The sequence below is a fragment of the Vibrio sp. 10N.261.55.F4 genome (assembly GCF_041470465.1).
Taxonomy (GTDB): Bacteria; Pseudomonadota; Gammaproteobacteria; order Enterobacterales; family Vibrionaceae; genus Vibrio; species Vibrio crassostreae_C.
The window spans coordinates 49,269-62,347 of record NZ_JBFRMM010000002.1; the positions used below are offsets into that span (position 1 = coordinate 49,269).

Annotated in this window: 9 protein-coding genes; 2 read left to right on the top strand and 7 right to left on the bottom strand. The window is 43.2% G+C overall.

The genetic code is table 11. The annotated features are described in order from the left end of the window. Positions 1 to 60: 60 nt before the first annotated feature. Positions 61 to 657: a LysE/ArgO family amino acid transporter gene (locus AB4249_RS01030; protein WP_102333280.1), complete on the bottom strand. Its 597-nt coding sequence runs from the start codon at positions 655 to 657 to the stop codon at positions 61 to 63. 14 nt (positions 658 to 671) lie between these two features. Next, entirely contained in the window at positions 672 to 1,196 is a 525-nt protein-coding gene (locus AB4249_RS01035) for a GNAT family N-acetyltransferase (RefSeq protein WP_017059192.1), read from the bottom strand. 459 nt (positions 1,197 to 1,655) lie between these two features. Between AB4249_RS01035 and AB4249_RS01040 the strand changes: the two genes are divergently transcribed. Beyond that, complete coding sequence (locus AB4249_RS01040) at positions 1,656 to 2,399, top strand: class I SAM-dependent methyltransferase (protein ID WP_029235856.1); 744 nt, start codon at positions 1,656 to 1,658, stop codon at positions 2,397 to 2,399. 129 nt (positions 2,400 to 2,528) lie between these two features. Here the strand turns inward: AB4249_RS01040 and AB4249_RS01045 are convergent, their stop codons facing one another. From AB4249_RS01045 to AB4249_RS01060, 4 genes are all read right to left on the bottom strand, one after another. Next, the gene (locus AB4249_RS01045) at positions 2,529 to 4,574 is read right to left on the bottom strand and encodes a TonB-dependent receptor domain-containing protein (protein WP_372102181.1); all 2,046 of its coding nucleotides are present in this window, start codon (positions 4,572 to 4,574) and stop codon (positions 2,529 to 2,531) included. A gap of 181 nt (positions 4,575 to 4,755) precedes the next feature. Continuing rightward, a complete protein-coding gene (locus AB4249_RS01050; RefSeq protein ID WP_017059189.1) occupies positions 4,756 to 5,676 on the bottom strand; it encodes a LysR family transcriptional regulator in 921 nt (306 codons plus the stop codon). 229 nt (positions 5,677 to 5,905) lie between these two features. Continuing rightward, positions 5,906 to 8,095 carry an immunoglobulin-like domain-containing protein gene (locus AB4249_RS01055; protein WP_372102182.1) on the bottom strand — a complete coding sequence of 730 codons (2,190 nt, stop codon included), beginning with the start codon at positions 8,093 to 8,095 and terminating at the stop codon, positions 5,906 to 5,908. 487 nt (positions 8,096 to 8,582) lie between these two features. Next, entirely contained in the window at positions 8,583 to 9,581 is a 999-nt protein-coding gene (locus tag AB4249_RS01060; protein WP_065583623.1) for an acetyltransferase, read from the bottom strand. 414 nt (positions 9,582 to 9,995) lie between these two features. On the opposite strand from AB4249_RS01060, the gene AB4249_RS01065 reads away from it, so the two are divergent. Beyond that, the gene (locus AB4249_RS01065; RefSeq protein ID WP_083190198.1) at positions 9,996 to 10,754 is read left to right on the top strand and encodes an FCD domain-containing protein; all 759 of its coding nucleotides are present in this window, start codon (positions 9,996 to 9,998) and stop codon (positions 10,752 to 10,754) included. A 37-nt stretch (positions 10,755 to 10,791) separates the two neighbouring features. Here AB4249_RS01065 and AB4249_RS01070 read toward each other — a convergent pair whose 3' ends face one another. Next, positions 10,792 to 13,071: a heparinase II/III family protein gene (locus AB4249_RS01070; RefSeq protein WP_372102183.1), complete on the bottom strand. Its 2,280-nt coding sequence runs from the start codon at positions 13,069 to 13,071 to the stop codon at positions 10,792 to 10,794. Positions 13,072 to 13,079: the final 8 nt, after the last annotated feature.

A 13,079-nucleotide genomic window follows, 5' to 3' on the forward strand; every position in this document is an offset into this window, starting at 1 on the left:
TAAGTCGTCACTTTCGGTAGGAACTTTAGATAATATGTTTGAATGCCTAATTACGAGCGGCTAAACGATCAAAGATATTGCAATAGACGCCATGATCATGCCTACGACAAATTCCAACACCTTCCACGCTCTCGGGTTCTTAAACATTGGAGCCAAGAAGCGTGCGCCATATCCAAGTGAAAAGAAGAACACAAACGACGCCGATACTGCACCAGCGCCAAACAACATTTGATTAGGTTGATATTGCGTTGAGATAGAACCCAGCAATACCACAGTATCCAAATACACATGCGGATTAAGCCAAGTAAACGCCAAACACATCGCAATCGCTTTGGTTAACGAGTCTTTGGTTTCAGCAGTGGCTTCTAAGGCGTGTGTTTCAGTAAATGCTGAACGGAAGCTTAAGAATGAGTAGACACCCAAAAAGATAGCGCCGCCATAACGAGCGAGCTGCTCAATTTGTGGGAACTGTTTAACGATTGCGCCAAAGCCTGTAACGCCGAAGCTAATTAGTAAGGCATCAGAAATGGCACATACAGCACAAACTGCCAATACGTGTTGATTCTTAAGCCCTTGCTTTAAAACAAACGCATTTTGAGAGCCAATCGCAAGAATCAGCGAAAGGCCAAGGGAGAAACCTGCAAAGTAAGTCGACATCTAAGGCTAGTCTCTTAACGCAACTCAATACTCATAAACTGGCTGTGCGGGTCTAACACATAATCAGCAAAGGGTTCACAGTATCCGAAGCCAAACTTTTCATACAGGTTACGCGCAGCCTTAAAGTAGTCTTCTGAGCCGGTCTCTAAACTGATTGTTTGATACTGGCGGGCGGTTGCTGTATCCAATACGTGCTGTAAAAGTTGGCTCGCAACACCTGACTTTCGAGCAAACTGTGAGGTTCTCATCGATTTGAGTTCAGCGTGTTGGGTATTTAGCTCTTTAATGGCAACACACCCAAGTAGTTGGCTGTCTTTCCAAGCACTGAAAAAAGTAATCTCTGGTGACTTGAGCCCATCTAGATCCAGTGCATGAACGCTTTCGGCTGGCGAAGTGGCGTACATATCAGCGAGGTGCTCTTCAAGTAATTCAATGACTTCCCCACCCGACAAGTCATCCACCTTAATTTCTATTGAAGCACTGCTTTCCAATGCTGTTCTATTTTCCATTGAACCCTGTGCATTTATTGCTGATGTCATTGTTTCAACTCTCCTTGTTTAGTTCGCTTATTTAGCTTGAGTGATTTGGTTTTTATCAACAGCCCACTTTCCTGAATTGTTTCCTTTTCAAGAACTCGGTTTGAATCAGTAAAATTACTGATTAATCATAAAATTATAAATGTCACACTGGGTTTACCTAGATACCATATTTTTCCTATCTCGTCTCGTGATAAAAGCGTTCCGCAAAGCCCGTATGGTCGCTGCATTGAGGGAGCAACACCTGTTTTAGTTAACGAATAAGTAGTCAGGGCAAAGTGAATAGCGATGACACGCGTACTGATGTTGTTGGCAGCTTAAACATCCCTTTAAACGGTCTCATTTAAAACGACCATAAGTTAGAAAATAAAACGCTTTCATTGATCGAATATTTGATTGCGATTTTCCAATTTCGGTATATGATGCGCCACCCTAATTTTTCAGCTTATGCTGCAGGCAAATATGTCCGCCAACGCACTCTATACCGACCTATCCGGTTACTATGATTTAATGTGTGTAGATATTGACTACCAAGCGCAAAGTAACTGCGTACGTAGACTCCATCAAATCTTTGGAAATGAAGGAAAAACACACCTCGACTTAGCTTGTGGCACTGGCCCACACGTTCGTCATTTTATTGATTTCGGTTACCAAAGCGGTGGCCTAGATCTTAACAAGCCGATGTTAGATATCGCAGAAGTTCGCTGCCCGGAAGCCAAGTTCTCAGTACAAAACATGAGTAACTTTGAGGTCACGGAACCACTCGATCTTATCACTTGCTTCCTGTATTCCATCCATTACAACGATGGCCTTGAGAAGCTTAAAGAGTGTATTGAAAGTGTGCATCGTGCGTTAAAGCCAGAAGGTATTTTCTGTTTTAACGTGGTTGATAAAGACAAGATCAGCAACGACCTGTTTGTTAGACACACAACAAACCAAGACAAAGACGATTTCACGTTCCGTTCTGGTTGGTATTACTCTGGTCAGGGTGATAAGCAAGCGCTAAAGCTTAGCATCGAAAAGACGACTGCTGGTGAAACTCAAGTGTGGAATGATGAACACCCAATGGTGGCATTCTCGTTTAAAGAGTTAATCGAGATATTGAAGCCCTACTTCGAGGTTAATATCTTCGAGCACGATTACGACAAGCTGATTCCTTGGGATACTCAGTCCGGTAATGCGCTGATCACATGTGTCAAAATCTAGATTAATAGATAAACGGCAAATTAAACCAAATCTATAGATCAAAAAAGAACCCACACTCGCCATTCTCCTTTTAGAGCATCAGCCAGTGTGGGTTCTTTTGTATCAAGCTATCAGTTACTGAACTCTAAATTAGAAGTCCGCTGTCATACCTACGTAGTAAGTACGTGGCTCTTCAACATAGCCCATGCTCTCTAGCTCTTGTGATACAGCTTCGTCAGTTAAGTTCGTGATACCTGCACGTAGTCGTACTGAAGCATTCACGTTGTAGACAGCACCTAGGTTCAGCGTTGTGTAAGCGTCTTGAGTTAGATCGCTTTCGATCTGACGTTCACCACGGTAACGCGCACTCACGAAAGTACTTAGATCGTAAGTTGGGCTCCAGTTCAGTTTAACTAAACCCGAATGCTTGTAACGCTCAAGTAATTCGTCACCAGTAGACTTATCTTCAGTGTCTAAGAATGTGTAATTACCAGACACACCCCATTCATCAGTAATTTGGAATTGGCCTGTAAGCTCAGCACCTTGAACTACAGCCTCTGATACGTTTGTATAAGTACGCTTACCATTCACATAGCCAGTTGAGCTTGAACTATCAGCGCAACCTTTACCCGATTCAAACACTCCGCCGTTCTCACAATAGGTTTCATCACGATCAATTAGGTCGTTGATTTCATTTCGGAATAAGGCACCTTCAACATTCCAACGAGGTTGGCTATAAATCGCAGCGATCTCATAGTTCAAGCTGGTTTCGGGCTTAAGATCTTCATTACCATGTAAATCACATACGCCTTTACAGCTATTAACTGTGTAGTTTGTCTGATTTTGAGTCAATGTTGGTGCTTTAAATGCTTTACCCACACCACCCTTGATGATCAGGTCATTCGTTGTTTGATGAACCAAGTACACACGTGGGCTGAACTCTTCACCGTACAGTTCATGCTTATCTAAACGACCACCAATGGTTGCCGTTAGTTGATCCGTCATTAACCATTGGTCTTGAACAAATAACGCACCTTGATAAGCTTCAGATGTACCATTGACTAAGTTTTCTTTGTTGGTTAATTCACTCAACTGGTAGTCCATACCAAACGTTACGGTGTGACTATCACCAAGATACGTGGTCGCCGAAGCTTCAACAATTTGAGTCAGCTCTTCGATGTCACTGCTATAGTTAGTATCTGAGTCCGCAGCATCATTATCTGTCACATTTTCACGTGAATAACGTACTTGCGTGTCACCCCAGCTCCAAAAACCACTATGTGTGATCGCTTGGCTCTGACGTACAACACGTGTGTCAGACTCAATCACAGATGATACGTTTTCCGCAGATGACTCACGTTCGTCGTCACTGTAACCAAAATCGAAATCAATGGTTTGGTTGTCTGTCGCATTCCATGTCAGGCTCGCGAGTAAGCTTAATGTCTCTCTTTCTTCTAACGCAGTAATGTCTGAACGATCGTAACCAGAGCTATGCGTACCAGAATAGGGTTGCCAAGCATCACGGCTAGTTTGGTTAACAGATAGGCGAGCAAACAACTCGTCTTCAATCAACGCACCAGATGTCGTGAAGCCCATCGAATACTCTTCCCCTCCATCACCATCAAGTGGAGATGAAGTGTCCATGCTCAGTGTAGAGCTCCAATCGTTTTCTGGAGCCTTAGTGATGATGTTGATTGTACCGCCCATACCATCTGAACCGTAAAGTGCAGACATTGGGCCACGGATTATTTCAACACGTTCGATCGAATCAGCAGGAATCGTTGATAGGTCAAAGTCGTTACCACGGATGATGGCACTTGCAGAGCTTAAACGACGACCGTTCACCATGATAAGAGTGTAATCTGAATCCATACCACGAATAGAGATCATCTGACGGCCAGCACGTGTGCTATCAAAATCAGACTCTACACTCGTTGATTCTGCAACGATGTCCGCCAAGGTAATATCAGGGCTGTCTTCAATGTCTTGCGCGGTGATAACCGACATTGAAGCTGGCGCTTGTTTTAGTGCCATCTCGGTACGAGTTGCCGTAACAACCATTTGCTCATCTGTTGCTTGCGCTTCTTCTTGCGCCAACACGTTAGCTGAAAGTGAGGTACAAATAACAGCGACTGCGATCGAAAGGGGTTTACGAACCAAAAGAGGTTTGCGAATCAAAAGAGATCTCTCAGACATGATATTCATTCTTATATGTGATTGGTAATGATAATGGTTTGCATTAAACAACCAACTACCACTCTTATCAACGAAAGTTTCATACCAAAAATCGATTCTCGTTATTCACCATTCAAATAATGAAAGAGATCTATATCCAACTTGATAGGTATTCGTAATTTTCATTCACCCTGCAGATGGATTATGTATAAAGCTCTTTGAATATATTGCGAACCCAGCGACACATCGGGTCGTTATGAAAGCGCTTATGCCAGTATAAGTAGACGTCTTCTGATGGGTGGCGCAACGCTTTAGGCACGCGTTTACAAACAAGATCTCTTTGCGTAGCGGCTTGTTGAGCAAAAGGTGTCGGTAAATGAAAGATGATGTCGGTTGCTTCTGCCATATCCGGCGCAACGTTAAAATTGGAAAGCTGAATTGGAATGGACAGCTGGCGCTGCTTATCAATCAAGCCAAGATCTTTAAATCGACTTTCGATCGAGAGCTTCTTATCCCCTTGCAGTGAGATTTGACCAAGTTGGCTATTCAACAAGTCATCAACCGTGATCTCTTTGTCCGCCAAAGGATGTTTTTTACTCATCAGCAAACGGTAATCGCGGCTAATCACGAACATTCGATACAAATTTTGCTCTGAACTTAACGGCTCGTGGGTCGACAACACAAAGTGCGCATCACCGGATAACAGAGGCTCAAAGTGTCGTTTAGGAATCGAGTCGATATCAACAGTCATGTTTGGCGCTTGTTGACGTATCTCCGCAACTACCTTGGGCAGCAAGTGCGCGACATTAGGCACTAAACCAAAGAAGCGAACCGTACTGTCACTGCTTTGCGGTTCGAATACATCGCCATGTACCAGCTTTTCTAAACGTGTCAGTACCGAATTGAGATCTTGCTTAATGGCTTCTGCTTTTGGCGTTAACTCATAGCCATAAGCCGCTCGCACCAATAGATCATCATTGAAAACGGTACGCAGTTTTTGCAGAGATCGGCTCACCGTAGGTTGGCTCATATCCAGCGCCAATGCCGTGTTGGAAACGTGCTTCTCTTCAAGAAGGTGTTTAAGAATAACGAGTAGATTGAGGTCGACTTGAGCAAGATTCATTATGCAAATATTAACAATATATAAAATTCAATGTGCGCATAGTGCTATTTCTTAACATGTAATACAATTGATAATCACTCCTATTTTGATCTAGAGCAATATGCAGAGCAGAGTTTAAGGTTAAGTGGGTTTTAAAGCTCTAAGTCAGAACTGTTTAAACATAAAAAAGAGAGGCACAATGGCCTCTCTTTGATCGTCTACTTTATATTGCTAGCGTTGAGCTATCAGACTACAGCTTTGTCCAAGCATCTTGCCAGTATTGGCTATCTGCTGGAGCGTAAGACGCGCTTGCACACCATGCCGTGTATGGCCAAGGCTTACATTCGTACAAGCCATTATCGCTGCCGACCACAATGTCACCCGCTGCGTAGTTTGTGCCCGCTTCATATGGAGGGTAATCACCTGGAGGAGGTGTTGTTCCGCCACCGTCTTTAACAGCGAACGAATCGTTTACCATCACCATTTCACCGTCAGATGCTTTACCGACTACTTCAAGTGCATATTGCCCTTCCGCTACATCGTATAAGTCGATGGTAATAGCACGGCTGTCCGTTACGTTAACCTTAGTTTGCTCAACCACAGTACCTGCACTGTTGATCACCATAGCGGTAACATCTAATGCTTCATTTGATGTCAGTGTCAGATCTAAACGCACGTTGCCGTTATCTGGCGCATATTGTGATTGAAGTCCTGAAACCGAAAGCTCTAAGTCATCGCCCGGATCTGGGTTACCACCACATGAAGAGTCTGAAACTTTTCTCCAAACGCCCCACTCACCTGTTGTTCCTGGCTCTTCGCCGCGAGTGTACCAACCTGCTCCCCACGTTGAACCGTCATGAGATACTTGGTCACCTTCAACATAAACGGTGTCGGCATCCCATGCAGCAGCACAGTTAGAACCATCAGTTACAGACACTTTACGGTCAACGGTTACGGTTTGGTTCGCGCTGTCTGTCACGCTATACACAAGTGTGTAGTTGCCGATTTCATTTACATCGACACTGCCAGTGTGTGTAATAGTGCTTGTCAGGTCGCCATCTTCAGCATCATTCGCCGTCACGCCTGCCATAGCATCAAATGCAGTACCCAACACAACTGTTGTGTCAGATACGCCATTAAATACTGGCTTCTGGCTGTAAACCTCTACCGTTCTCGCTTTAGTGGTTTCGTTGTTATCGCTGTCTTTCACTCGGTAAGTCAAAACGTAAGTGCCAATAACACTGGTTTCAACGTAACCTTCAACATCGATTGATGACGTTAGATCGCCGTCTTCTTTGTCTGTTGCCGTCACGCCATCCATAGGATCAAACGTTGTGCCGTGAAGAACACGCGTATTTTCGACACCTTTAAGAACGGGCTCGCCCTCGACTGGTGGTGGCGTTACCTGACCGTGTACAAACGGGCCGTAGTCTTTAATGAACTGCTCGTTGTATTGTTGGCCGTTTTTGTTGGTGCCCATGTCCCAGTTGATAGACCAAGTCATCACACCACGTAGCGGTTGACCTTGCGCCGTTAGGCTATCAAATGCGTCGTATAAATCTTGTGGCTCTTGTACAAAACCGGTTGCTGCAGCATCGATGCTTGAAGGAATACCAAACACGAGCTTGTCATGTGGGATCTTGTGGAAACCACGCGTTCCGTTGATAAGAGAATCAGAAATGTAGTAGATGAACTCTTCTTTTAACGCATCGTTGTTTTGAGCAATCCAACCCACGCCTTCAACCCAGATACCATCGCCACCTTGGTTGTAGAATTGTGGGTTAATCCAGTCGTAATAGCCTTCTAGATTATCGATATAAGGAACGTACTTACCGCCTGTCGTGAGATACGGGAACTCAGGCGCCATAGTAATAAGGAAGTTTTTACCTTCAGCACGGTAGTGGTCTTTTACCAACTTAAGAGCATCAGGAATCACGGTTTGATTGTTTGCTGCGGTTACGGCTGCTTGTTCAAGGTCGATATCTAGGCCATCGAAACCGTAACGCTCAGTTAGACGGATAATCTCATCAGCAAAGGCTCTTTCATCACCGGTTTCTAGCTCTACGTGTGCATCCGCACCACCTAAAGCCAACAGCACAGAGCGACCTTGCTTGTTGAGTTCCGAGATTTGGTCAATAAATTGTTCTTCTGAAAGCCCAATGGTTGGGTCCAGTTTAAAAGTTGGGATTCGACCATCAGCCACATCGTAGACCTTCATGAATGACACATTCACGATGTTGTACATTGGGTTCACTTCATCCAGCGTCACACATGGCGCATTACCACCTTGGTAGCCGCCACCGTCACACCAGTTATGCCAATAGCCAACCACCACGCCAGAGTCTGGATTCGTCATATCTGAACCATTCGCATAAACAGCGCCAGACATTGCCGCCATGCCGAGCGATACTGCTAATTGTAGAGCTTTACGTTTCAACATTAGTCCCACTTCCTTACTTAACAGCTGTGCCAATCACAACCGAACCAATTCATTGTAATCATGAATATTTATAGAGAAGTAATGGAATTTTTAGGAAAAGATGACCTTTGATTTAACTTGTGATTTTAAGTCACAGATTGAATATCAGAATCAATATGACTTTGACTTTTTATTCAAATTGAAATGCTAAAAACTGTTATTTTCGGTCGAATACATTGACCATGAAAATACTTAATCAATCTTAATTCACTAAGATAATTAACCAAAAATATAAAAAATCACCGATAGGAAAAAATAAACTTTAAATCGGCAAAAATCACCCCAAATACGCCGTAATTACTGACCTAAGACCAGATACCATTGCGAGTGATATCACTAAAACAGCCTGGATATAGCCATCATACATGTGCTAGCAATACACACGTATAACGGAATATAGGAGCAAGAATTTGTAGGATTTTGAATGTATACGTCGGGAGTTTTTCAGTTAACCGTCAGTGCCAGATGAATAATATGCATCCAATAGTGAAATAAAATTCACCTTATCAAGTTCATTAAGTTGATTAATTCCAGCCGCTGCTTTTCTTCCTCCGCCAGTCGCAAAACTTGAGCAAATTTCGTCTGCACCCGTTCTATTTGATAATGGCGCACGTAAGCTCACCGTGTAAGACTCGCCGTCTTGGTTTTTCGTTAATACTGCTTGCGCTCGGTTTGGATCTTGATTAACGATTTCATTACCAAATACGCCACTGATGCGCCTTGCCCAAGTCTCGCCTGGTAGTTCAAACACACGTGCGACTTCACTTTCATAAACAGGAGCAAGGTTTGATAACTGCTGGCAATCATTTTGATAAGCAGCTCGCAGTCGATAAAACACCGAGTCTTTATCATCCAAAAGATCAAACGGGTTCGGGTATTGATAAAGGGTTTCGTAGAGCTCAGCTGGCGTGAAATGCAAATCACTGAGTGACGAACCGTAACCGTTGTAGTTAATCAAGGTACCTAGCTCTTCTAGAAACTCTTTTTGAGATTGAGCGAATCCATTTTCATCCGCTAGCCGCGCCGCCACCGTTTTTAGATTGTCGCCAAAGGCAGCTGCGATTGCCCAAGCCACATACGCACCATTCAGCTTCTGGTTAATCAGCAAGCTCGTGCAGCTCTCTGGCGCGGTATCAATCAGAGTATCTAAATGACTAGAAGTTGGGACATCCCCTGTTCGGTGGTGATCGCAATAAAATACATTGATGTTTGCGTCTAGCAGTGAGTGCAGTGCAGGCAGGTTTTTCTCCATCGATACATCTAAAACGGTAACGGAAGAAACATCACCTTGCTTACCCGGCTCCATAGTTTGAGTAACAACTTGAGAGACCAACTTAATATCACGCTTAACACCAGTAATGAGCACGCTCTCTCTTGGCTCACTTAATCGCAGCTGTAACAACGCGATTATGCCATCTGCGTCTCCGTTGAATACGTCGTAGTGCATGTTGTTCCTTTTACTCTCAATCAGATTAGGCTTGAAGTTTATATCTGTATTTTTACAAGCACCGTTGTTTATTATCAATATCAACTTGTTAGGTGATATAACTCTATTGAACATAGCGGTTATTCACGGCTTGTGCTATTGATCAAAAACTCAAGATTATACGAAATACGCTTAATCTCACTTCAAAACTATGAGCGCGTTCCTTGTATGGCTTTTGAAAGTTTAATATCGAAGTTGATAACCTTTTGTTCATGTACATAAAAGTGACCACAACGAACCGTTACGCTTTGATACAATTAGAGTTGGATTAGTTAGGTTTTTACTCGAATTGACATTTATAAGCGTTTAAAATGACTTTCGAGTTAGCGAAAACTTTCAATTCAAACCACAGATCCAAAGGTACACTGCATTTCCATGATCAACTTCGAACCCAAACGCCCTTATCAAACCCTCGGTCTTATCTTGAGAAAAGAACTATCTGATGGTCTTTACCCGATTGGAAGTCGTTTACCGCCCGAGCGAGATATTGCTGAGCGTCTATCCGTGAGCAGAGCTGTGGTTAGAGAAGCAATCATCATGCTGGAACTTGAGGGACTCGTTGAAGTAAAGAAAGGCTCGGGAGTGTACATCGTTAACTTACCGACTACATCAACAGTGGCACAAAATGAAGATGTAGGTCCTTTTGAAATGCTTCAAGCAAGACAGTTATTGGAAAGCAGTATTGCTGAGTTTGCTGCAACACAAGCAACCCCTGCTGATATCGAAAAAATGCGTGAAGCTCTAGAAATTGAGCGCCGCGAAATTGAAAACAATGTCCAAAATCCGGTTGGTGACAGAATGTTCCATCAGTGTATTGCCGAAGCGACACAGAATTCTGTGCTGGTCGATATTCTAAAGGAATCGTGGGAACGTCGTGAGTCTAGCCCTATGTGGAAGATACTGCATACACATATCGAGATCCAAGACTATAGGAAAGAGTGGCTAGATGATCATGCTGCTATTTTGCTAGCAATGAGACGCAAGAACCCAATCGAAGCCAAGCAAGCGATGTGGCAACATCTAGAACATGTGAAGATTAGGCTTTTAGAGCTTTCTGATTTTACCGACCCTAATTTTGATGGTTATCTGTTTAACTCCATTCCCGCTATCGCGACATCAAAAGACAATCTTTAGAAAATTGGTGACATAAAATACTTATGTCACCTGATTTTTACGGAGTGATCTCCTCACCAGTTTCTACATTGAGCTTAAAAGACTGGCCCGCATGGGCAAGTATCAAAGTATTTTCGTCAGTTAACACGTAATCTATTGGTTGTTTTAAGCAACTCATAACCACTTGATGTTGCTGCTGTTCTTCTATGAACCATTCTAGATGTTTAATATCTTTCTGAGCGTCAGATTCAACATTCCCTTTGAAACCATCACCGTCATCAATTTCACTTGTTAACTTAACTACACAAGAAGGATCACTCATCATTCCAAGATAATAAGTTTCTTGTTCATGGTACAAATCAACACTCCCCCCCTTAATAACAACTTCGAGCGGGGTATGGGCTCGCCATTGCATCGATTTGGGTTCAGATAGCCTAATGTTGTCGACAATAACGACCCCGTTATCTGCAATTTGTATTATTGTTCGCACAAACGACTCACAACTCTCATAAGCATTCGCGAGATCTAGAACGACACATTGAAACTCATTGCTATCAATTCGAGTGATTACTGTTGCTTGAGCTGTTGCGCAATCTATCTTCTGACCTTCAGTCGCGTTGGTAACGCTATCGTCTAAATTGACACCACCAAATAAGGGTAAATTATGCGCCTGCGTAGTTCGAGTCCATAAACTATGATGTTTGCTACCAAACCTATAGCCATAACTGCCACTCGGAGTAAGAACATTAACGCCATCATCGACTAGTGCAACATTCCCTTGATCAGCATGGCGATGAGAACTATTACCAAACTTACTTGCTCGGTAGTACACCGACATTTTACTATGGGCAGTTTTACCTAACCCTGCGTATGAATAGTAAATGTTGTTCGACGCAGGGCTCACACACAGAGCAGTCTCGTCAGAAACAAACGCCTCATTTGAAGTCATTAACGTATTAGAAACGGTTGAATGTTGACCCGATTTTTCAAATTGTAACTGCGGATACGTCGGTACTATATCTAATAAATGGAGCTTGTAAGTCTCAATATTGGACTCTAACTTCTTGGACTCTAATATCGACTTCGTACAACCATACCGTGGTGCATATATTCTGAGTGGATTTTGCGCAAAGAAACCAGGCCACTCTTTACCTTCTCTCTTGCACCAGAAGCCATCACCAAAGGGATGAATTCGATCGTTATTCGCCACAAAGTCCAAAGCAAACTTAACGTAATTCTTATAAAACGGGTGATTATAGAAAGAAAAGCCACTTAAACGCTCAACCGACAAGAAAAACGGATGGTGCCACTTGGTATAGGAAGAAGAATAAAAAGGCCCCTCAACCCAACTGCCATCTTTTCCGCCATAGAAAGGCAACACACCTCGGTAAATCATTAAGGCGTAATTAAGCCAACGTTCACAAGTTTTAAGTTCAAACTCTTTGTGTAACACAAGGGCAGCAACGCCTAAGTAAGCAGGCAAACGCGATGTATGTGAATGTCCCGGGTACTGTTTAAACTTATCTTGCTCTAAGCGCTCTTCCATTTGATAGGCATATCGAATTAAGAGCGGCCTGACGAATGAACACTCGTCGGTCGTCAGCAATGGAGACAACCAATGATAGGCAAGATACAAATTTCGCGTCATTGACAGGCCAATTTCATCTCCCCACGTACAAGGCCTTAACAGTGACGCCGGGCCTTCAGGGCTCCACTCGGATAAGCGCAATAAAATTTGGCATGCCTTATGTCCTGCCACCTCATCACCCCACACCTTATATAGTAATGTTAGTGCGATAAGATCGCGATCAATCCAACGTCTTACGTTAGCGATAGCTGTACGCTTCCCTTCTTCATTACCACGGCGATAATGATTAGAATATAAAATGTCATCTATATCAGTTAGTTCAACACTATTGCGTAACTTGTCTCTTGCACTTAATGAAGCATTGCTGACTGCGTCAATATCTTCATCGAGATACATCATAAACTGGTCTTTATTAGTACACAGTGAGAATAGTGACATAGCGTCCGGTGCCAAGTAGTTTTCTGACTCCGTCGTGATTTCAAAAACAATCCAATCAGATTTTGCTAGAGTATTGAGGCAAGTCACTCTCCAGCGATAGCTACCTTGAGGTAACTGAAATGTCGGTTGTAAAGGAGACTGCACCGATTTCCAATCCCATTTTTGCTCACCGTCTTTGTCTTCAAGTTCGATGTTATATGCAGAACCATACTCTCCTTGAGGCCAATTGAAACTTGGGGGATTGACTGAGGAAATTTCGTTACAAGGCGACAAAAAAATTTGGAAATCATGCGTTCTTTCTAGTTGTAGCATGTGTTACT